This window comes from Paenibacillus ginsengarvi (genome assembly GCF_003626695.1).
Classification (GTDB): Bacteria; Bacillota; Bacilli; order Paenibacillales; family NBRC-103111; genus Paenibacillus_AB; species Paenibacillus_AB ginsengarvi.
This window is the reverse complement of the sequence record NZ_RBAH01000002.1, coordinates 24250-46339: the sequence shown is the minus strand read 5'-3', so window position 1 is coordinate 46339 and position 22090 is coordinate 24250. Positions and strand designations below refer to the sequence as shown.

At 50.1% G+C, this 22090-nt stretch carries 20 protein-coding genes; 8 read left to right on the top strand and 12 right to left on the bottom strand.

Going from position 1 to position 22090, the window contains the following annotated elements; translation table 11 throughout:
* Positions 1 to 25: 25 nt before the first annotated feature.
* Positions 26 to 193 carry a hypothetical protein gene (locus D7M11_RS36275; protein WP_158606404.1) on the bottom strand — a complete coding sequence of 56 codons (168 nt, stop codon included), beginning with the start codon at positions 191 to 193 and terminating at the stop codon, positions 26 to 28.
* A 227-nt stretch (positions 194 to 420) separates the two neighbouring features.
* Between D7M11_RS36275 and D7M11_RS03470 the strand changes: the two genes are divergently transcribed.
* Together D7M11_RS03470 and D7M11_RS03465 are read left to right on the top strand one after the other, a co-directional pair.
* Positions 421 to 1083, top strand: a complete 663-nt coding sequence (locus D7M11_RS03470) for a L,D-transpeptidase family protein (protein ID WP_240040939.1) — start codon at positions 421 to 423, stop codon at positions 1081 to 1083.
* Positions 1084 to 1175: 92 nt separating this feature from the next.
* A complete protein-coding gene (locus tag D7M11_RS03465) occupies positions 1176 to 1820 on the top strand; it encodes a DUF2238 domain-containing protein (RefSeq protein WP_120745777.1) in 645 nt (214 codons plus the stop codon).
* Here D7M11_RS03465 and D7M11_RS03460 read toward each other — a convergent pair.
* Complete coding sequence (locus D7M11_RS03460; protein WP_120745776.1) at positions 1817 to 2959, bottom strand: GerAB/ArcD/ProY family transporter; 1143 nt, start codon at positions 2957 to 2959, stop codon at positions 1817 to 1819. The genes D7M11_RS03465 and D7M11_RS03460 overlap by 4 nt on opposite strands.
* 103 nt (positions 2960 to 3062) lie before the next feature.
* On the opposite strand from D7M11_RS03460, the gene D7M11_RS03455 reads away from it, so the two are divergent.
* The 4 genes from D7M11_RS03455 to D7M11_RS03440 are packed head-to-tail and all read left to right on the top strand — an operon-like array spanning position 3063 to position 7145.
* Positions 3063 to 4592: a spore germination protein gene (locus D7M11_RS03455; RefSeq protein WP_120745775.1), complete on the top strand. Its 1530-nt coding sequence runs from the start codon at positions 3063 to 3065 to the stop codon at positions 4590 to 4592.
* The gene (locus D7M11_RS03450; protein WP_120745774.1) at positions 4589 to 5788 is read left to right on the top strand and encodes a Ger(x)C family spore germination protein; all 1200 of its coding nucleotides are present in this window, start codon (positions 4589 to 4591) and stop codon (positions 5786 to 5788) included. Before D7M11_RS03455 ends, D7M11_RS03450 begins: the two co-directional genes overlap by 4 nt.
* A 5-nt stretch (positions 5789 to 5793) precedes the next feature.
* Positions 5794 to 6024, top strand: coding sequence for a hypothetical protein (locus D7M11_RS03445; protein ID WP_120745773.1), 231 nt, complete (start codon positions 5794 to 5796; stop codon positions 6022 to 6024).
* A 20-nt stretch (positions 6025 to 6044) separates the two neighbouring features.
* On the top strand, positions 6045 to 7145 hold the full coding sequence (locus tag D7M11_RS03440; protein ID WP_120745772.1) for a GerAB/ArcD/ProY family transporter: 1101 nt from the start codon (positions 6045 to 6047) through the stop codon (positions 7143 to 7145).
* Between the two features lie 246 nt (positions 7146 to 7391).
* Here the strand turns inward: D7M11_RS03440 and D7M11_RS03435 are convergent, their stop codons facing one another.
* The 3 genes from D7M11_RS03435 to D7M11_RS36845 are packed head-to-tail and all read right to left on the bottom strand — an operon-like array spanning position 7392 to position 10926.
* Positions 7392 to 8381, bottom strand: coding sequence for a Gfo/Idh/MocA family protein (locus tag D7M11_RS03435; RefSeq protein WP_120745771.1), 990 nt, complete (start codon positions 8379 to 8381; stop codon positions 7392 to 7394).
* The gene (locus tag D7M11_RS03430; RefSeq protein WP_120745770.1) at positions 8378 to 9385 is read right to left on the bottom strand and encodes a Gfo/Idh/MocA family protein; all 1008 of its coding nucleotides are present in this window, start codon (positions 9383 to 9385) and stop codon (positions 8378 to 8380) included. Before D7M11_RS03430 ends, D7M11_RS03435 begins: the two co-directional genes overlap by 4 nt.
* A gap of 47 nt (positions 9386 to 9432) precedes the next feature.
* Positions 9433 to 10926 carry a glycosyl hydrolase family 28-related protein gene (locus tag D7M11_RS36845; RefSeq protein ID WP_158606403.1) on the bottom strand — a complete coding sequence of 498 codons (1494 nt, stop codon included), beginning with the start codon at positions 10924 to 10926 and terminating at the stop codon, positions 9433 to 9435.
* Between the two features lie 149 nt (positions 10927 to 11075).
* On the opposite strand from D7M11_RS36845, the gene D7M11_RS03420 reads away from it, so the two are divergent.
* Positions 11076 to 12470 (top strand): extracellular solute-binding protein, encoded by a 1395-nt coding sequence (locus tag D7M11_RS03420; protein ID WP_120745768.1) that lies wholly within the window; start codon positions 11076 to 11078, stop codon positions 12468 to 12470.
* A gap of 72 nt (positions 12471 to 12542) precedes the next feature.
* Here the strand turns inward: D7M11_RS03420 and D7M11_RS03415 are convergent, their stop codons facing one another.
* The 7 genes from D7M11_RS03415 to D7M11_RS03385 all read right to left on the bottom strand — a co-directional run bounded on the left by D7M11_RS03415 (position 12543) and on the right by D7M11_RS03385 (position 20761).
* The gene (locus tag D7M11_RS03415) at positions 12543 to 13868 is read right to left on the bottom strand and encodes an ABC transporter substrate-binding protein (RefSeq protein WP_120745767.1); all 1326 of its coding nucleotides are present in this window, start codon (positions 13866 to 13868) and stop codon (positions 12543 to 12545) included.
* Positions 13869 to 13888: 20 nt separating this feature from the next.
* Positions 13889 to 15214 carry an ABC transporter substrate-binding protein gene (locus D7M11_RS03410; protein ID WP_120745766.1) on the bottom strand — a complete coding sequence of 442 codons (1326 nt, stop codon included), beginning with the start codon at positions 15212 to 15214 and terminating at the stop codon, positions 13889 to 13891.
* 1008 nt (positions 15215 to 16222) lie between these two features.
* Entirely contained in the window at positions 16223 to 17203 is a 981-nt protein-coding gene (locus tag D7M11_RS03405) for an SPFH domain-containing protein (protein ID WP_120745765.1), read from the bottom strand.
* A 20-nt stretch (positions 17204 to 17223) separates the two neighbouring features.
* Positions 17224 to 18024 (bottom strand): TPM domain-containing protein, encoded by an 801-nt coding sequence (locus tag D7M11_RS03400; protein ID WP_193556091.1) that lies wholly within the window; start codon positions 18022 to 18024, stop codon positions 17224 to 17226.
* A complete protein-coding gene (locus D7M11_RS03395) occupies positions 18021 to 19064 on the bottom strand; it encodes a TFIIB-type zinc ribbon-containing protein (RefSeq protein ID WP_120745764.1) in 1044 nt (347 codons plus the stop codon). The genes D7M11_RS03400 and D7M11_RS03395 overlap by 4 nt, the downstream gene beginning before the upstream one ends.
* A gap of 27 nt (positions 19065 to 19091) precedes the next feature.
* Entirely contained in the window at positions 19092 to 19724 is a 633-nt protein-coding gene (locus tag D7M11_RS03390; protein WP_120745763.1) for a PspA/IM30 family protein, read from the bottom strand.
* 176 nt (positions 19725 to 19900) lie between these two features.
* Positions 19901 to 20761 carry an AraC family transcriptional regulator gene (locus D7M11_RS03385; protein WP_120745762.1) on the bottom strand — a complete coding sequence of 287 codons (861 nt, stop codon included), beginning with the start codon at positions 20759 to 20761 and terminating at the stop codon, positions 19901 to 19903.
* Between the two features lie 176 nt (positions 20762 to 20937).
* Between D7M11_RS03385 and D7M11_RS03380 the strand changes: the two genes are divergently transcribed.
* Positions 20938 to 22002 (top strand): Gfo/Idh/MocA family protein, encoded by a 1065-nt coding sequence (locus D7M11_RS03380; RefSeq protein ID WP_120745761.1) that lies wholly within the window; start codon positions 20938 to 20940, stop codon positions 22000 to 22002.
* The last annotated feature ends 88 nt before the right edge of the window (positions 22003 to 22090 follow it).

Below are 22090 nucleotides of genomic sequence, written 5' to 3'. Positions count from 1 at the left end.
TTGCCCGTGTACATCGATTCATCGATTAAAGCTTTTCGTACCCTTTTTTGGGTTGGTTTTCGTTTGGAGTTTCTTGACCTTCCTCTTCCATTACCCGGCTTGCTGCGTAAGCTTGCTTATCCTCGACGGCTTGAATAGCGATTTTCGCTTCCGCATATTCTTGAATTTTAGCAACTTGTTGACCTTTGTTCATCTGGATCGCCTCCTATACATAAGGTCCCCAGTCCGATGGCCGATCATGCACCCCAATTCTAAAGCTTGCGGCTCTTCGGACGCAGCATCCAAGCTTCGTTACCAATTCGATATTCAACTTATGTAATAACTTCCATGAACTTAATGCAGCTGCATTGGGAAAGTTACATTTGTTCACGAAAACTTACATACGGAGAAAGCTATATGAAGCGAATTTGTTTGTTCTACATGGCGCTTTGGATGCTATTAGGGAGCTTGTTACTAGGTGCCTCGGACACTCATGCAGAACCCTCTTTTCCGATCGTTAGAGATCAAGGCGAGTACGAAATAGAAATCTACCCGAAGCAGCATCGTTTAATCGTCCTCTTGCACGGAAGTGTGTTTAAAACTTACCGAATAGCCGTCGGTACATACTCCACCCCTACCCCTATCGGTGAGTATAAAATTGTGTACAAAGGTGAAAATTGGGGTCCCGCTTTCGGACCTCGTTGGCTGGGATTAAATGTCCCTTGGGGCAATTACGGGATTCACGGAACGAATCAACCTCATTCCCTCGGGCAGCATCTAAGTCATGGCTGCATTCGTATGCGAAATGCCGATGTTATCGAGCTGTACCGTCTTATCCCCATCGGTACCAAGGTGACGATTTATGGACATGTGTTGGGAGAGGCGAATAAGGAGCCGAGAAGACTGGCGGAAGGAGACGTTGGAGGAGACGTTCAGCTCATTCAATCCCGCCTGAAAAGCGCGGGATATTTTAAAGGAGAATGCAATGGTAAGTTTCGTTCTGATACGACCCGGGCTTTAAAAAAGTTTCAACAAGAGCAGCGCATTCCCTCGGACGGTGTCGTCTCGGCGGAGGTCTATAACAAACTAGGCTTGCTTGAGTAGCGGTCTGTCCCTGCCGCCTGTACCATCGGTATATTTTAGACGTAGGCGGGCATAGTAGGGCTACCTTAACATTTTTTAGGGGGCATGAAGAGATGAGTACTTCTCAGCTTACTGGCGGCGTGCCGTTTCGAACCAACTATCGGCTTCATCTCCTGTTTGCTGGATTCGTCATTTATTGGATAGCTTTAGGGCTTTGGCCGGTTCAACGTTCCTTGTGGCTTGCGGAAAATGTATTGGTTGTTTTGACTGTAGCAGCGCTAGTGTGGACCTATCGGTTTACCCCTTTGTCCAATATGTCATACCTTTTTATTGCCTTATTTCTATGCCTGCATACATTTGCCACCCACTTTTCTTACGAAACCACACCTATCGATAATTGGCTGAAAGCTACCTTCCATACAAAACGCAGCTATTACGATCGAGTCGTCCATTTCGCTTTTGGTTTGCTTTGGATTTATCCATTTCGCCAATTGTTCGTTCGAACAACTGGAATTGTGCGGGGATTGTGGCCTTATCTCGCACCTATGGCTCTCGTAGTGGGTTTAAGCGCAATATTTGAAATTACCGAGATGGCCGTTGCCAGCCTTTCCGGCCAAGGAACGAACAATGACGATGCCATCGGCATGCAGGGCGATTTATACGATACCCAAAAAGATATGATGCTTGCTTGGTTCGGCGCGATCGCAGCAGAAGGCATTCTTATATGGAGAAGCAGACGGAAGAAAGTGGTGAACTAATTTTGGTTCAGTCTCCTTTTCTTAAATCCCCCAAAACCAAGTATAAGCAAAGGTAGAAGCAATCCGAACGTGGCTGTGTACGCCCACCAGTATTTTACGACGATTAAATTGAAATAAGCGATGTTCGGGATAACGACAAGTGATGTAACAAGAACAACGACGGCAAGCGGGAGTGATAATACCCGGTTATCCTTGATTGCAAAAAGCTGCGATGTCCCTGCTACAACAGCATAGTAGCAGACGTATAACTTGAAATACAGCGTAAATAACCACAGCGAGGCCATAGCAACTTCAATCCGTTCCAAAAAGCCGCCAATACTTATTTTTTTTGCAAGAACGTACGTTGTAAATAACTGCATTTCCGTTAGCGGTGCGCCGAGCACCAGGATGCAAACCAATATGGTCAATGTAAGTATAAGCCCCCCTACCGCCGTACCGAGTAAATAAGACCGTACGATCCCTCGTCTTCCGCGTATGGCGGGCATTACCATAATCAGGATGACGGATTCGAAGTAGTAACCGGACAGCAGCAGCGCTCCGCTTAGAACGGGTTTCGGGCTCGGCTGGTAAACCGGCAGCAGACGTTTAAGCTCCATTTGGGGAATAAGCAAAAACACAAGCAAAAAGAATAAAACAACGACGCAAAAAAATAAAAGTTCAGACGCGCGAACAACCGTATCGATCCCAAGCCGAAACCCCCAAACAACAACTAGAAGAAACATGATTTGGAAAGCCTGAATCGGAGTTTCCGGCATAATATGGGTTACCATGAAATCCCCGACTTCCCATAATACGATTCCCGAATCGATCAAGAAGAATAGAATCAGCAGGATACTGACGGCAGCCCCTGTCCAGTTCCCAAGCGACTCCCTGGTTATTTCAATTAGTGACTTGCCTGGATACTGTTTTACAACGTAACCGAACAATACTGCAATGCAAAGCCCTAGGATCATCGCGATCGCACCCGAAATCCATGCATCCCGCATAGCAAATCTGGTCACATTGGCAGGTACGTATAAAATGGTATCACCGATTACAAATAGTGCGGACAATATAGTGAATTGCCGTATCGATACGTTTCCACGTTGCAGAATACTCCCCCCTTGCCTCCGCTCGAACAAACAAGCACGTTTATGCATTCACCTAACTTTTTCTCAGTTTTCACCTGTTATCGGAGGGATATACGCTATATTGTGAACGTATTTGGTCAATAATGATTACAAAAATAGGCAGAGGTCTCCCATGAACATCCAACCGCATCTCAAGGACAATATATCTTATATCCGAAATCGATTTGGGAATAGCAAAGACTTTATTGTACGGGAGATTGTTCTCGGCAAAAATCGGGAAATCACGCTGGCGTTTACCTATATCGAAGGTTTGATCGATAAAGATTCCGTGTTCCGGTTGCTCGACTCCATGCTCCTATATGCAGATCAGATTCAAATAAACGAATTCGATTCTTTCATGCGTCATCTTGCCATCACAGTCGGCGACATCGGCTATAAAAGGGATTTTGCCGGTGCCCAATCTGCCCTATTGGCCGGAGAGACCGTCATTTGGATGGATACGGTCGCCGTTGCTATCGCTGTAAATACTCGCGGTGGCGAAATGCGGCATGTATCGGAACCGGTATCGCAAACCGTCGTTCGCGGACCGCAGGATGGCTTTACCGAAACCTTGACAACGAACCTTTCGCTGGTGCGACGAAGAATCAAAAACCCGAATTTGTGGGTCGAGTCGAAACAGCTCGGCCGGGTCACAAAAACCGATGTGGCGCTTATGTTCATCCATGGACTCGTCAAGGACGAGCTACTGGAAGAGCTGCGTACGCGGCTCGCGAAAATAAACTTGGACGGCATACTCGAGAGCAACTATATCGAGGAGTTTATTCAGGACGAAACATTCACCGTATTTCCTACGGTCAATAATACGGAGCGACCTGATGTCGTGGCCGCAGCTTTACTGGAAGGCAGAGTCGCCATATTTGTTGACGGTACACCGTTTGTCTTGTTAGTTCCCGGACTATTCACCCAATTCCTCCAATCGCCGGAGGATTACTATCATCGATCGGACTACGGACTGCTGCGTGTTCTCCGATACATTTCGCTTTTAGTTTCTTTGCTTGCGCCGGCACTTTATATCGCAATTACAACGTTTCATCAGGAGATGATACCCACTTCGCTGCTGATCAGCCTTGCCGCGCAGCGCGAAGGCATTCCTTTTCCCGCATTTATTGAAGCGCTCATGATGGAGGTCACCTTCGAACTGCTGCGTGAAGCGGGAGTACGTATGCCCAGAGCAGTTGGAACCTCGATATCGATTGTCGGGGCCCTCGTGCTGGGACAGGCTGCGGTTGAGGCGGGACTCGTATCGCCGGCCATGGTCATCATCGTATCCATTACAGCGATAACCGGGTTTATATTCCCGAGTTTCGAGATCGGGATATCCATTCGCCTATTACGCTTCGTGTTTATGGGACTTGCGGCTTCGTTCGGTTTCTTTGGGATTATCATCGGATTGATTGCGTTAATCTTACATCTATGCCATCTCCAGTCGTTTGGCGTGCCTTACATGACCCCATTCGCCCCCTTTCAAATGAAAGAACAGAAGGATAATGTCGTAAGGGTACCTTGGTGGCAGATGTACAGTCATCTGATGAATCCAACCGCGAACAAGCGAAGACATTCTGCTGATGTTGGCGGCGAGTCTCCTCCATCTCCCCGAAACAAGCAAAAGATAAATGATCCTAATGAAGGAGAATCGGGATGAGCCGAATAATGGCGGTGCTTATCGGTTGTTTATTCGTGACGATTGTGCTCAGCGGCTGCTGGAATCGCCGGGAATTAAACGATCTCGCGATAGTGCTCGGTATCGGTATCGATAAACATAAGGATCAGTACCGGGTTTCCGTTCAAATTGTAAATCCGCAAGAAATTGCGACCAAAAAGACCGGGGGCGGCAATTCGCCGATAACCATCTATGAAGAAACCGGCAAAACCATATTCGAATGTTTGCGAAGGATGACGACAAAATCACCGCGCAAAATATATACCTCCCATTTGCGCACTTTAATTATTAGTGAAGAAGTAGCTCGCGAAGGGGTCAAAGATATTCTCGATTTTTTCGCCCGAGATCATGAAATGCGGACCGATTTTTATGTGGTCATTGCCCGCGAAGCCAAAGCCAGAGATGTAATGAGCATTTTACAGCCGCTGGAGAAGGTTCCGGCCAATTTTCTATTCAAGTCGCTGCAAACCTCCGAGAAAGCGTGGGCTCCGACTGCCGGGAAATATCTTGACGATCTGATGGCTGATTTGATGAGCAAGGGGCGAGCCGCTACGTTAACCGGCGTTCGGATGTATGGCGATGAAAAATCGGGCGAATCCGTCGATAATTTAAAAACGGCCCATTCCGAGGCTTATATCAAATATTCGACGATCGGGGTTTTTCGGAGGGACAAATTGGTTGGCTGGCTGGACGAGGAAGAAAGCAAAGGATACAACTTCATAACGAACAAAGTCGAAAGTACGGTCGGCGTGCTTGAATGCCCAAAAGGCGGAGAGATGAGCGTGGAAGTCATCCGTTCCAATACGAAAGTAAAAGGTACTATCAAGGATGGACAACCCGTAATCGAAGTAAGCATCCATATTGAACAAAATATCGGCGAGGTTGCGTGCGAGGTCGATTTGAACGATATCGGGACGATCTCTCAATTTGAACAGATTTCCAAGAAAAGAGTTCAATCGTTTCTGGACAAAGTCGTGGATAAAGCGCAGAAAAAGTACAAATCTGATATTTTTGGATTCGGCGAGGTCATTCAGCGTGACGAACCGAAAGCGTGGGAGCGACTGGTAGACGACTGGGCTACGATATTTCCTCATATTCAGGTAAACTTCAAACTCGACATTAAAATAAGACGAACCGGCACACAAAGTAATTCTTTCCGTGACAAAGTGGGGAGGTAAGCTTCATGCTGGCTGTGTTTGGCATATTGGCAGCGGGGACAGCTATCTTGTTGATCGAAATGCCTTTCTTGCAGAAAGGAAGCAAAAAAGAGAAATGGACGTTTGCAATCACGCTTGTTTTTGCACTTGGGCTAGCAATTGCAAAAAGCGTCAGAGCTCCGTTACCCAATCCTCTGGACTTGATCGCTTATTTGTATAAACCGCTTAGCGATTGGGTTTACAACAAGCTGAGCTGACCCTCGGAAGGCGGGAGACCATGAGTAAAGACAAAATCAATATTCGTCAATTTACACTGTTCGTTACGTTATTCACGATCGGCAGTTCGATCTTGTTTATTCCGCTCAGCTCCGCGACGTCGGCTAAGCAGAGCGGCTGGATCTCCATCCTGATTGGCATGTGCGCCACTCTTGGAATCGTCTGGATGTATTTGGCTCTCGCACGAGAAGCTCCTGGCTGTACGCTGGTGGAGATGAACCGTAAATGGCTGGGGAAATGGTTGGGCTCCCTTACCTCCATTTTCTACATCATAACAACATTAATCTTGGCTGGTCCCTCGCTTCTGTATTATTTGGGAGAGTTTATGGTTGTAGAAATTATGATGCGGACACCTATGGAGGTTTTGATCATTATGTTCGCAGTCGTGGTGTGCATGGGAATGCGCATGGGACTTACGACGCTTGGCCGCGCGGCCGAGGTGCTGTTTGCGCTATTTGTCGTCTTGTTCGTTCTCCTGATTTTATTTTCGATACCGAATATGAAGCTCGAGCAGCTCAGGCCGGTTTTCGCCACCGGCACTTCATCGATACTAGGGGCCGCCCTCGATTATGTCAGTTTTTCAGGAATGCCGCTCATTGTTTTACTGATGCTGTATCCATTGGTTGCCGATTCCCCTCATGCGGCCAAAGCTTACTACGGGGGAACGATCATTGGCGGAGGTTTCTTACTGATCATGACCGTTGTTTGCGTATCCGTCATCGGTGTAGAGAACACGCTGCAGCAGGCTTATCCGAGTTATGAGTTGGCCAAAAAAATCAATATCGCAGGTGTTTTAACCCGCATTGAAGTGATCATGGCTACCATATGGATCATCTCTCTTTTCTTTAAGCTGATTCTTTATTTTTATGCGGGGATCAAAGGCATGGCCCAGCTTTTGCGAATAGAGAACGAACGGCTGCTGGTGTTGCCGATTGGAGTCATGATGGTCGTACTATCACTTATGGAATACCCGGATACCGCTTACCGTTCCTGGTGGGATTCGAAAATATGGCCGCCCTATATTGCTACATTCGGCTTTCTGCTGCCGGTACTGCTGCTTGTTATCGCCAAACTACGCAAGCTGCGTAGTCCTTCCGGTTAGGTATAAGAAGAGCAGCTTGCACAGGCTCAACCTGGCAAGCTGCTTTGGTATTTACGGAACGAATCACCTCTACGTCTTCGCGATTTGCTCCTGAATCGATTTGTCGGCTTCCTCCGCCTCCATATTGATTTTTTCCTTGCAGCCACGAAATTTCCGTGCCGACTCCTTACCTCTCTGCGAACAAAAAACAACCAGAGACGCCGCACAGGCGAACTCCGGTTGTTCTATTCTTGGCGCACGGCCGGATCAATCGACCGTGACCATCTCTCCGCGCTTCATTGATTTGTAGGCAGCCAAGGCGACTAGTGAAGCGTTCAAGCCATCTTCTCCCGTCACTTGCCCGTCTGTTCCATCGCGAACCGCGCGAACGAAGTCCTCGATCATAAGCTCATACGTACTGTCTCCGTAATAGTCCCACTCCGCTCGCGGCGTACGATCCAAGTAGTTTTCCGTCTTCTGGTTGAAGCAATCGAGCGCTAGAACCCCTTCGGTACCGATTACCTGAGCGGTGAAATCGACGTCGAACGGAAACGAATCGCACCGTGACCAACTGGGGTCGATGACGGCGATTGCGCCGTTCTCGAATGTAACGTGCACAATCCCGCCGTCCTCTGCATTCAGCTCGCGAAAGAACGTGCCGCCTTCGGCATACACTGCTTTCGCCTTAGACCCAGTCAGCAGATTCATGACACCGGTGACATGTACAGCGTGATCGATAATCGCACCGCCCCCGGACAGCTCCGGGATAGTATACCAGCCCCCCGGAAATTTTCCGCGATTCGTACCTTTAAGCGCGACGACACGACCTATTTTCCCGCTGTCAATCAAGCGCTTCGCTTCCATAACGGCAGGGTGGAAGCAGCCGGTCAGCATCGTCATCAGCCGCACTCCGTTCTCCTTAGCCTCGACAACCATCTGCCGCATCTCGTCCGAGGCTACACCCAACGGCTTTTCGCATAGCACGTGCTTCCCGGCGCGGATCGCGGCCAGCGTCATTTCGGCATGATGCACATTTTCCGAGCAGACCAGCACGGCGTCCAGCTCTGTACTCAACAGCTCGCCGTATTGTTCGTAGAAGGGCACACCGCATTGCTCCAGCATCAGTACTACGCGGCCCCGGTCATGATGGGAAACTCCGACCACCTCCACTTCCGGCATCCGCTGCAAAATATGCAAAGCAGTCCTTGCATGAGAAAAGTAGGCAAAACCGAGAATGCCGACTTTCAACTTGTTCATGCTCCCGCCTCCTTGCTGATCGCATGCTTTGCCGGTATCATCTGATCGGACACTACGACTCGCTTGCCCGTTTCGATCGACTGCAAGGCGGCATGGGCGATTTCTACATTGCGGAGCGCCTCCTCTGGAGCAATAACCGCCTGGTTGCCCGATCGAATGCAGTCGATAAAGTGCATGAGCTCCCAGTGCTGGTTAATGTAGCGGTCTACTTGCTCCGCATGGCCTTTATTAGTGGCGGTGTGAAGCGTGAGCGTGCCGGATTCGTCACTATGGCTGCGAATGAGCCCTTCGCTGCCGGCAAACTCGAATCTTGTGGTGAACGGTCCGGTGTACCCCCACATGCTTTCGAGATTGGCGATCGCACCGTTCTCGAATCGAAGCGTAACAAGCGCATATTCCATTCGATCCGTACCGGCCGCTTGTGCGAATACGGACTGTACGTCGCCGAGCACCCAGCAAACAAAGTCGATATCGTGGATCATCAGATCCATGATTACTCCGCCGCTCAGCTTGCGGTCGGCGTACCATTCCTTACGTATGCCGGGATATCCGCCGTATCTCCGCGTATGGGCGATGCCAACGTTGCCGATAGCCCCGGACTTAATCTTTTTATGCGCATCCGAATACTGCCGCCCGAATCTCGTAACGTGTCCTATATACAAGCCGACCCCATGACGCTTGCAGGCATCTATCATCTCCAGCCCGTCGGCGACCGTATTGGAAATCGGCTTTTCGCAGATGACGTGCTTGCCGAGTTCGGCCGCTCTTACCGTATATTCCTTATGCATATGGGTCGGCAAGCAGATGTCGACCACATCGGGTTTCACGGTGGACATCATCTCGTCGAAGGAGCAGAAGGCGTCCGTACGGCATACCCCCGCCACTTTGGCCGCCTTTTCCGCGATCGGGTCGCATACCCCGGCCAAATGCACACCGTGTATGCGAATCCATTCCCGCGCATGCGCCTCCCCCATCGTTCCGCACCCAATAACCGCGACTTTCATAGCTTACATGCCTCCTCGTCATTTCTTGTTGTTCCAACTGCCGCTGCTCACCATTGCCACAGCCACTGCCATTTAGTCGAACTTTTGTTATTATTTCCGTCTATATTCCCATTGCCATTGCCGTTACCAGGAGCACCGCCGTTACCCGGGTTACTTCCATTTCCGTTGTCAGGGTCATTGCCATTCCCGGTACCGCCGCCAGCATCAGTCGGACCAACGATCGTTCCATCCGTATCGCTGGTGGGTGCGCCGTTTTTCATTCTGAGCCTGCCCGTCTGGTCGACCCATAGGTTATGCGTTCCCAGTGTAAGTACCGTCGGCTCGATGATATACTTTCCGTTGACCTGAAGCCCGATGTCGGTTACGGTACCGTTAACTTCAAACGTTTTGTTATTCAGCTGATTCCATGCAATGACGGTTCCATAAATGGATTCCGCGTTTTCCAACTTCACTCCGATTCCTTGCCAGCTGGGAGTGTGGAAAGAAGTGACGGCGCAGCCGTTTAGGGAGCACCTCTTGCAGCCTTTTAAATAAAAGCCGGCACAAGTAGAGTTCTCCTGACCATTCGAATCCGCTACCGACGAAACGATATTGAACATCGTGCAGCCGTCCAGCATGAATCCATGCTTGTATTCCTCCTGGGCTTCGCATGAAACGAGAGTCGACCGACCGCTATCTTTAAAATAAAAACTCCCCAAGTTGTTCGGATCGCTCAGCCCGTTGTAGAAAGTCTTCACGTTGACATAGTGGTTGTTAGCTCCGCCTTCGATATATACGCCGTACATGGCGTTCGAGTTGAATACCGAATTCGTTATTTTGCAGTCGGTCATCGATTTCGCCGTAAAGCCTGCCCTTTTACAACCCCATACGTGCAAGTCGCTCATGTGTAGGGCACGAACATTCACGAAATCCGTCTGTGTATAATCAATCGCTATCCCATTTTCCGCACAGTTGTATATAAGCACGTTGTGTATGAACGAATTCAAATCGCTCCGATTCGATTGATACGCATAAACCGGTTTTGCCAAATAGGTCGTTTTTTTTAGGAAAATCCCGTTGCCGGTCGTATTGCCATCTTTGTTTCCGTCAATTGCGAGATCCATAATTCCGACTTGGACAACCGAATCATCCTTTAATATGACCAAGTTCGTATTTGTATTGGTTTTCAGCCTCAACGCAGACGCATTCCCGTCCCCGCGCAGCACGACTCTCGATCTCAGCTTCACATAGCGGAGAATATACGTTCCAGCCGGAATGTATAACACTCCCCCCGTGTTTGACTCGAGCGTGCTCAACGCCGCTTCGAACGCATCCGTATCGTCGGTCACTCCGTCACCTTTGGCATTATACGGAGCGGCTTTGACATTACATAGAAAGCCCATGCCGGGGTCAACTGCGAACTGCTGTAATGGAGCGGGAATTTCGGCAGCGAATGCTGCCGGAGAAATCATTGCGCTTGCAGCCAATCCAACCCCTGCACCCGCGACCAACTTCGCGCCTGACACCAGTAAATCCCTGCGGGAACGATTCAATTCTCCCATTGGACATCTACCTCCTATTCGATCTGCTTGCAATTTGCGATTCATAATGAACCAGATAGCAACCAAACAACGCTTCTGCTATAATCGAATAAAACCTTTCCAGAAATAAGCTAAAGCAGGCAACATAACGCCGATTCTACGGAGGACTTATGGATTCGAAATTACGACGCACCACCTCGAGATCCAGAATCGAACTGCTAATCTCCACTTTGAGGGATGAGATTATTACCGGCAAACGAGCCGAAGGAGATTTCCTGCCATCCGAGCTCGATCTGTGCGAACAATACGAGCTGAGTAAAAATACGGTCCGGAAAGGGCTCGACGTGCTCGCAAACGAAGGCTACATCGAGAAAATTCCGCGAATCGGGACGAAAGTGGCAAAACCTTACCGCCAGGAAACGGTAACGATCCATTTCGGCTACTACGCCAGTCTGGATGAAGAAATTCGAATTACAGAAATGCTCGGCGCTTTCCACGAAGCTTATCCCAACATTCGAGTCAAACCGGTGAAAAAATATTATTACAATCGCAATCGCGAGATCGAAACGAAGCGGATGCTGGAGGACGGAATCGACGTGATGACCGTCAACGTTACCGATTTCGAGGTCATGGGCGATGCCGACCAGGTATCGGAAGTGCTAGAGCCGCAGGAATGGAAGGAAGGAATCTATCCGTTTCTGACGAAGCCGTTCGTCAAACACGATCGCTTATATGCTCAGCCGTTCGTTTTTACTCCGGTCATCCTGTGCTATAACAAAGACCATTTCCGGGAGCTCTCCTTGCCGGAGCCGGACAGCAGCTGGACATGGGACGATCTGCGCAGGACGGGTGCCAAGCTGTCGAAAGCGACCGACCGGTTCGGGGTTTATTTCCACTTGTTTTCCGAAAACCGTTGGCCGTTGTTTCTGCTTCAGAACGGAGTCGTTTTTCAGCGCGACGAGCACGGCAAATATAAGTTGGACGATCTCAAGTTGAAGGAAGCTTTGGAAATATGTACAAATGTCGTTCAAGACCGAGAAGCGTTCCTCTCTTATTCGTCGGACGACGACCGGGACGTTCAGCTCTTGTTCCTGAAGGAGAAAGTATCGATCATCCTCGCAACGTACAACAGCTTGAACGCGTTCCGCGATGCACCGTTCGAATACGACATATCCCCCGTACCGAATATAGCGGAGCCGAAAACGTTGCTCGGCATCATCTCGCTCGGCATTAGCCGGGAATCCAAGCAAAAGTTGGCCGCAAGGCTGTTCGTCGACTACATGCTGTCTCACCAAACCCAGCAATTCATTAGGAAGCATACACTCAGCATACCGAGCCTTAAATCGGCCGCGGAATGGACGGGAGAAGATTTCGCCGGCAACCGCCCGCACCGGTTCGACCTGTTCCGTGAAATCATTCCTTCCTACCGGTTTCACTCTGATATGGGAGCGACATACAACGACTTGCTAGACATGCGCCGCGAGCTGAAATTTTACTGGTCCCAACTGGACGATCTGGAAACGGTGCTTCGCCGGATCGAAGACAAGCTGCAGGCCGGTTCCTAACGTTCCTGCTTCCGGGGCCCTGATCGATCCACCGTCAGGGCCGGCTGCGCGGCTTCCTTGTTCAGGACGCCGTCATTTCCCCTTATTCGCCTCAATCGTCTTGTTAATATCCTCTTCCGCTTTGCGGAGTGCCGTGTTGACGTCCGCTTCCTCCCCTTTGACAAATGACTCCATCGCTTTAAGCACCCGTTCCCTGGCATAGCTCATGTCCTTCGTGCTCGCGGTTGCAATAGCCGGCTTCGTTCTTGAAATGACCTGAATGTTTTTACCGGTCAGGAAGGGCAAATTTTTCCCGAATTCAGCCTTGATCTTTTCGTCTTTCAGAACTGTGTTTTTGCCATTTTGGACCATATCCTTCTGCACTTCGTCGGACGTAATCGTCATGATTACCTTTAACGCTTCATCCTTATATTTGCTGTTTGTCGTAATGAGCATGAAATGCTCGTCGATTGCCGTACCCGTTGCCGGCGCTTCCGGGAACGAAGGATATGTAACCATGTCCCAGTTCAAATCTTTCGCCTGTGACAGCTTTGCGAGCAAATTCAAGCTCGGCAGCATCGCAATCGTTTTATCCTTGACGAACGCATCCTGGCCGGTGCCGGCATATTGCAGCTTGGAATTGCCTGGAATGTCGTATATATTCTTCACCGTTTCGAACACGTTCCGCCACGGGGTCGTATTGATCGAAGCTTTCGACGTCTTGTCGTCAATTATCGGAAGCGCCAAGGCGGACGCGACCCGGTATACATAATCAGGCTCCATCCCCCTATACTGAACCCCGCTGTCCTGCCTCGTCACACGCTTAGCCAAATCCGTCGTCTGCTCCCAGGTCATTCCGTCCTTCGGATAAGATGCACCGAACTTATCGAAAATATCTTTATTGTAATAGTTGGCGTTGAAATGCATCGTGTAGGGAATCGCAATCAAATAGTCTTTCCGGCTTGCCACCTTAATCGAATCGAGCGTCACCTTCTCGAACCGGTTCAAATCGAAGTTATGCTTCTGGATGAGCGGCTCGAGATTCATGTCAAGGGCGAGATCGGTCAATTGATCGATCAGCGGACCGGCGTAAATGACAATATCCGGAATGTTGCCCGACGCGACGATTTTATCCAACTTGTTCGCCTCGGCATCCATCGTGACTTTTTGGATCGTTATGTTCGGGTACCGCTTTTTGACCGGATCGACGACAAATTTAGCAAACTCGTCGTCCGTCAAATAACCGCCGAAGTTCATCGCAATTTTGAGCGTTATGTTTTCTGCGGCAAGGGGCTTCGTCTCCTTAACGATTGCCGGCTCATTGGCACCCTCCGAGCCGTTGTTTCCTCCGCTGCATCCCGTCGCCGCAGCTACTATGAATAAAGCCGACAAAGCCGCGGTTACAACCGTTTTCGCCACTCTCTTCACACTCCCATTTCTCACTTTTGAACGATTTCCTTATTCGCCTTTTCTTCCGCACTGCGCAGAGCTGAATTGATATCGACGCCGTCCACCGCTATACTTTTGGCCAACTCGGTATTGACCAGCACATTGATCTTCGTGTCATAGATCGACGCCGACGGCGCAGGAGAGGGCCCTACTTTAAAAATGGCCTGCAAGTTTTTGCCTTTGTAATAGCCGTTTTCTTCTCCGAACTGTTTACGTATCGCATCATCCTTAATCACCGGAAGCCTTCCTCCCCTGCTGAGCATCATCTGGATGTCGTCTGTCAGCAGCAACCGAAGCAACTGATACGCCGCCTCTTTATTTTTGCTTGCCTTGTATACGAGGGCTGAGTGGAAGTCTACCGGCTGGCCGAGATTCGGACGGTCCGCGAATGCCGGATAGGCAGCCAAGTCCCAATTGAACGGCAGCTTCCCGCCCGACTGGTTCAAATAATACGTCACGCCTGCAATCCACGTCGGAAACATGGCCATCCGGCCTTCTTTGACGAACACCTCGTCCGGATATTCGAAAACGGCCTGATCGACATAACCGGGAATTTTATAAAATTTCTGCATTAGTTCAAATGCTTTCTTATGCCCTTCCGTACTTACCGAAGCTCTTCCCGTCTTGTCGTCAAACACCGGCAGTGAATATTGACGGAACTTCCAATTCGCCGGGCCTGGGGAGGCACCGATATACTTCACGTTTCCGTCCGTACGCGTGAGCCGTATGGCCAGCTCATAGATTTCATCCCAAGTCATCGAATCTCTAGGGTAAGCGACAGCAAACTTGTCGAAGACGTCCTTGTTATACATCATCGCACCGTAGTTCATGGCGAAAGGAATGCCGAACAGCTCCCCTTTTTTGCCAAACTTGCGAAGCTCTGTGACGACCGCTGGCTCGACACGGCCCATATCCACTTTGAATCTCGCCATCATTTCGTTAACATCAGTCGGATAATCCATGTCTGCTATTGTTGCAAGCGCGACATTACTAGTCAATACAATGTCCGGGGGAGTGCCGCCGGCCAACATATTTTCCAGCGAGATCGTCGCCGCCTTTACGTGCTTTAGACTGATCTCCGGATATTTGGCTTTCAGCGGTTGCACGAACACTTTCTGGAATTCTTCGTCTGTTAAGCCCGCATTGCGATCGTAAACGACCAGCTCGGCAGGTCCGCCTTTGTATTCGTCGGCGAGTTGATTCTCCTTCCTCTCTTCCCCCTTGTCTCCTGCATTCTCACTGTTCGATGCCGTGCCATTGCAGCCGACTATCAGCAATAAGACAAGCATCCATGCGACCGAACCTGATTTCGCCATCGCATTCGACCCTTTCGTTTATCGAGTACAAACCTTGTTCGACTTCCTTTGACCGGAGCGATGAAACCGCCCGATTCGATAGAACTTTCATCCCTCCTTTCCTTGTCCCTCACCGTTTCGTTAACCGCTTTCATGCATGAAGAGGAAGTGAACCAAATAATCGGTGATAATAAGAATATCAACTTTCAACAACAATACACCTTCTGGTTCATTTTAGATTATATTCTGGGTTATATGCGCTGTCAAACGTTATTATTTCAAAAATAAGGAATTTTTCTAGCCAAAGTAACGACAAAAACACCCTTTTCAAGTTATAATATCAAGTGAAAAACACTTTTCTCACAAAAATAAAATCATAATATACCAGACTAAAAGGAGATGTGCTGCGGCGGTATACCTTTAAAACTTTGGAGGATCGACAAGTGAGAACAAAAAAAACCACAACCACAAAACGTTTAATCAAAATGATTGCCAGAGAAACAGAGGATATTGCGTCAGGAAGAAGAGCCGAAGGGGATTTTTTGTCATCGGAGGCGGAGCTCGGTGGAACGTACTCACTTAGTAAAATACGGTACGGAAAGGGCTCGATAGGCTTGTGGCGGAAGGCTATATCGAGAAAGTGCCGACAATTGGCGCGCGCGTTTTGAACCAGGGGCGCAACCTTTTATTTTCATATGCTGTCGGAAAACCGGTGGCCGATTTTTTTGCTGGGTTCGGTTCAAGCGCGGAGCATGGATCTGATGAACCATCACTTACCCTCCCACTTGTCCGAGGATGATAAGGATTCGACGTCCTTGTTCAAGCACGGAAAAGCTTCTACGGTTATGGCCACCTATTCCTGCTTGCACGAACTGAAGCATTCCGATCCGCGACGAAATGCGTCTTTACTGGTCCAAACTCGAAGATTTGGAGACTGTACTCGCGCGTTTGGAGGAGAAGCTGTAGCTTGTGAATCATGACAAAGGCAGCCGATATGTCGGCTGCCTCCAAGTCTGCCAAGAGTCGCAACTAATTCAATTTCTGACCGCAATTCGCACAGAAGTTGGCTCCTTCATTTTTCGTGCCGCAGTTCGGACAGAAGTTCGCCTTCTTCCCTCCGGAGCTTTGCGCCGCCGGGGCAGGAGCGGAGTCGGCGGATGGCTTCGAGCCGGGGTTCATCTGTTTCATCATTTCGTTCGCGATGTTCATCCCCATCATCATGCCGGCCATATCCGCTGCCGCGCCCCCGCCCTTTACATTGCCGGACGCCATACCGTCGGTCATCACGATCTGCTGATATTTCTGCACATTTCCGATCATTTCGTACGAAGCGGTCTTCGTAATCTTGTCTTGAATTTCTTGCGGGTAATTAAAGCTCATGATATGGAAGCCGGTAATGGTCATTCCGTTGTCCATCACCTGCATATCCAGATCTTCGCTGATGCCTTTGCCAATCTCGAACGAATTGGCTTGCAAATTGAACATATCTTTGCCTTCCCGGCTGATCCATTTCATAAGCAACTGGTCCAGCACGGAAGTGATGCGGATTTTGACGTCCTCCACGAGGTAACTTTCTTTCACTCCGGCGATTTTGTCGATAAGCGTTACGTAATCGTTCACCTTAAAATTAAACGTGCCGTTCGCGCGAATGGGCATGCCGCCGGGAAGCTGCGGCGTCGGGATCATGATCGGATTTTGCGTCCCCCACTTGACGGTGAACTCCTTCGTATTCACGAACAATACTTCGACTCGCATGCCGCTATTAAAGCCGAATTTAAATCCCTTGAGCGTGGACAGGAACGGAATAATGTCGGAGGCAATGTTGTATTCCCCTTCATTTTCGAATATTCCTTCGATTTTGCCGTTGTTAAGGAATATGGCGTCTTGACCGGGGCGTATAATCAGCTTACTCCCTTTTTTGATCTCCCGGTTGCTCCACTTCCAGAAAATCATATCGTCTCTGAACTCTTCCCATTCGACTACATTGGCAAATTGATTTCCAAAAAACATCGTTTGCTCATCCCTTCGATTTAAAATGATCCTCTGCTGCCGCTATGCGAATGGCCGCCGCCGGTAGTACCGCCGCCTCCACCACCGCCACCGGAGCCGCGTCCGTTGTTTTTTTCGATTTTCTGCTTTGTGATGGTTGTATTCAGGTATTGGTCGTGACGCTCCAAAACTCCCGATGTGCGCGAATCCTCGTACGTTTGCCGATTAATCGTAATACGCCCCCCGGAATTTCGCACCATGATCCAGACGATCACCCCGCCGATGACCAGTGACACTATAAGCTGAAACCAGATGTTAAATAAAAGATTATCCGGGTTTACGCCCGCGCGGTAGCCCATATAGTCATACGCGGTTTGAATGTACGTTTTGAAGGCAAGCTGGTAATCGCCGCTTGTTAAATCCGGACTGATCCTGGTACGAATTTTCTTTAATCTGGCATCATCCAGAAGCTCCTTCGCCTTGTAGAATCCGGCCAGGTATACTTCCCGGTTTTTCATGTCCATCATCAAAATAACGGCATTGCCGTGAGGCTTATCGTATCCGAGCGCATGTTCGTCATAAAAATCTTGCGTCATTTTTATGACGTCGACGTTGCCGTCGTTTTTGGAAGTAACGATAATAATATCGGTTTCTCTTTTGGCGCCCAAACGGTTCGCCATCGCGTTCAGTTCGCCATACTGCTCCGGACTCAGCAGCTTCGCATCGTCATAGATAAGCTGCTTCGATTCCTTCGCCGCCATAGCCGAGTTCGCTCCGAAGGCAGCCGCAAGCAAAACGGCAAGAACGATGAAGAGTCGTATCATCGCGCTGCTTTTTTTCACCACAATCCCCCTCCCATCATCCAGGAAACGAGCTTGAGCGAAAGGAAAGAAGCGGCGCTGATGCTGGCGAACCATGCGGCCACCTTCGCCTTACTGATCGGGGGCTTCCCTACAACCTTGCCTGTCTGACCGTTCATGGCAAACGTATGCTCCGTTTTTTTGTAATCGTAATGCACGACCCAAACCGGCAGCAGCACATAATCGACCTGATGAATGGTGGTGTCGACTTGTTTGTCGGTCACATTCACCGTCGTGTATTCCGACATCGTAGAGCGAATATAAGAATCGATAAATTCGCGAATTTTTTCCTGGGCCCGCGGGAAAAGCTCCTCGTCGTTATACCTGTACTTTTCGGCGATATAACCGGCAAGATAAGGGGATTTGAAGCTTTTCAGTTTGTCGTATGGAAACGGCTCCAACCTATCCATCAGTTGATCGTTCATTTTCTCCGAAGCGTCGATCGGAACCTTTACATAATTCAATCGGATTTTCCGGTGCACATCGAAATGCTGCGTTTCCGTATACAAGTAATCGCCTTGCTTGTAGTTCCTTACTTTCGTGGCTCTGGCCTGCGCATGGATCTGATTATCCAGATCGTACAGCCAGAACGGGACGTACATCCCGGTAATGCCTTTGACCCGATCCGCCGTCATAAATCCGTTCGGCGTCAGGCGGCCGTTTCGACACCATTTGCGGAACGCCTTCATCGCGTCATCCTTGCCGATCGAGAACGGGATCACGTACGCGGGAGCCAGCTTTCCTGTCAGCCGGTCGCCTAGCACAAGATTGGACCCGCAGAAGCTGCATGCCGTTGCAGTCGTCTCCGGCTCAGTCATCACAACAGCCCCGCAGCTTTTACAATGATACTCGGTCGCTTCGTCCTCGGAAAACGTATTTTGATTTTGCGTCAACGTCAACGGGTCGGCGATCCCCTCGATATTGTCGGTTCGGCCGCAGCTGTGACAAGCCAGCATCCCGGTTTTATTGTCAAACGCCATGTCGCCGCCGCAGTTCGGGCATTTGTAATCAATCACTTGCATGTGTGCACCTCAATCGCAGTTTGACTGTTATTTCTTGTCTCTGTTGCTTTTCTCGAATTGAGCAAACAGCTCGTCGATGTCTTCCTTCTTTTCGGCTCGGAGTTCGGCAATGGCCATGGCTTCGTTATATTCGGTATTCGCCTTATCCTCCATCGCTTTGAGCTTTGCTTCAATGCCGTCGCCGGTCGGCGAACCGAGCGAGTTGAGGTGCTTCTGATGCTGGGCCGCCAGCATTCGCTCCTTCAGTTTCGTACGGCGCAGCTCCAGCTCGCCGATATCCGTCTCCAGCTTGCGCTCCATCTGCTTCATCCAGTCGACATTCGAAGCGGATTGGTTATGGGAAGCGCGCAGTTGGGCTTCTTTTTCCTGAAGCGGCGCCTTTTTCTCCAGAAACTTTCTGGCCCCTTCATCGTTGCCGTCCGCGACGCACTTCTCGGCGTATTTTTGCAGCTTGCTCATTTCAGCCTGGCAATCGGCCAGCGCTCGCTCCGCCCTTCTTTCTTCGGCAAGCACAGAAGCCGTTTCCGATCGAACTTTGCCCAGATCGAGATGGAGACCCCGCATGAACTCCTCGATTTCTTTTTCCGGATCGCCGCTTTTTTCCTGCAAGGCATTTATATTACTAGCCATAATATCCTTAAATCTCGATAAAATTCCCATCGGCTCCTCCTATATCATACATTTTCTACTATCATACATCGAAATGCGGCAAAAGGCGAAGTCATTCCTGAAGCGCCGACACAGTTTTTCAAAAAAATAAGAAGCCGCTCCGAAAGTTTGCATGACTTCGGGAGAGCTCCTATGATGGATCGTTATTAGGATTCGGCCACAGCCGCTCAAACCGGAGCAAGCGGCCGTGCACGGAATTCGCCGGGCGTCATCCCTACGTACTTTCTGAACGTATGGCAAAAGTGCGAGCAGTTCGTATAGCCCGCTCGCTCGCTCACCTCCTGCACGGTTAAAGTCGTCGTCTGGAGCAGCTGCGAAGCGCTCTTTAGCCTGCGGATCGTCAAAAAGTCGGTAATCGTTTTGCCGGTCGTCTTCCGGAATAAATTGGAGAGATACTTCGGCGACAAGTGAACCGCTTTAGCTAGCGTCTCCAGCTGAAACGGCTCTCCGTGGTGTTCGTCGATCCATTCCAGGACGCGCACGATGAAAGGGTCAGACGCGGGCTGGCGGCTGTCCGTCATGTCCTCAAATTGCCACAGCGGCTGAATCCGCTTAAAAAGCGAAAGTAAAAACAGCGTAGGCTGTTCCAGATCGTCCCCCTCGCCATAATCGCAAAACCACTGGCGGGTATCGCGAATAAAACCGTCCAACTGCGCGAATACAGGGCTCATCTGAACGTGAAGCACCTCGGCAGAACGGCTCAAGCTGTCATGAAACCGATAAAGCGTTGGGAACGGCTTCAAAAATTCGACGAAATAACCGGGATCGTATCGGAACAAGGAGCGGATATACGGCTGGCTCGGCTTGATCTGCATTTGCTGGTAATGCGGCTGAAACGGACGGAAAAAGAGCAGCGTTCCCGGCCCGACTTCATAAACGCGCTGGTCGACGATCACTTGGCCTCTGCCCTCATGAATATAAAACAGTTCGACGAACGGATGGAAATGAAAGACTTCCTGATACGGCCCGCCGCGGTCTGCGACAAATAAAAGGTCGATCGGACGCGGCAGCGTATCAATAAACAACATCGCGGCTTGCCCCCTTCGTTCGGCATTGCTTCGATACCATTATAGCAAATTCAATATCGTAACAGAGCGATAGGATAACGGACTTAAACGCAATCTTCTCGTCCGCATTCGTGATAAAATGACATCGAATTGGCGCATGGAACCGATTCGGATCATGAGGCGGGGAGAGAAACGAGATGGAGACAACACGTATCATGCAGGTCGCGATCATCGGTCAAGGCCGCAGCGGAAAAGGCATTCATGCCAAGCTGCTGTCCCATATGCCGGACCGGTATCGAATCGCGGCGGTGGTTGACGGTATTGAGGAACGGCGCCAACAGGCCGTACGGGAATTTGGCTGCGATGCCTACGCCGATCATGAGGAATTATACAACCGAAACGATATCGATCTGATCGTAAACGCCACGCCCAGTCATATGCATGTTCCGGTAACGCTTGCGTTTTTGCAGCAAGGCTTTCATGTACTGTGCGAAAAACCGCTGGCCCCCGCAGCCACGGATGTGGACGGGCTGATCGAAGCGGCAGAGCTGGCGAATAAAAAGCTGGCTGTGTTTCAGCAGTCGCGATTTTCGCCTTCCTTTGTCCGAATGAAGCAGATCATCGATTCCGGCGTGCTGGGGCGTATCGTGCGCATCCGCTTCGCCAACGCCACCTTCGCCCGCCGCTGGGATTGGCAGACGCTCAAGCGGTTTAACGGCGGCGGCCTCATGAACATCGGCCCGCATCCGCTCGACCAGGCGCTGCAGCTGTTCGATCCGGAGCGAATGCCGGATGTGACCTGTTACATGGACTCGACCAACAGCTTCGGGGACGCGGAGGATTACGTTTACGTTACACTGCGCGGTCCAGGCTCTCCCGTAGTCGAAGTGGAAATATCCTCCTGTCAGCCTTATCCGTCCAATCATTACGAGGTGCAGGGAACATGCGGCGGGCTGAAAGGAACGATCGGACGGTTGGACTGGAAATATTTCAAACCGGAGGAAGCGCCGGAGCAGCGACTGATCGTCGAGCCGATGTTCCATAAGGACGGAAGTCCGGCCGCGTGCACGGAGACTCTAATCTGGCACGAAGACCGCTGGGAACAAAAAAACACGGTCGATACGATGGGAACGGCTTTTTATGAAAATCTGTACGACGCGCTCGTCCACGGCAAACCGCTAGAGGTTACGCCGCAGCAGGTGCGGAGGCAGATCGCCGTCATGGAACAATGTTACCGCCAAAATCCGCGTTTCGCCCGTTAAGCCCCCGGCAATCCGCGACCCGGAATAATCGGGCGAGATTCGGGAGGATCCGCGGCTTGGAAGCAGGTTGGCGTTAAACCGCCAGCTT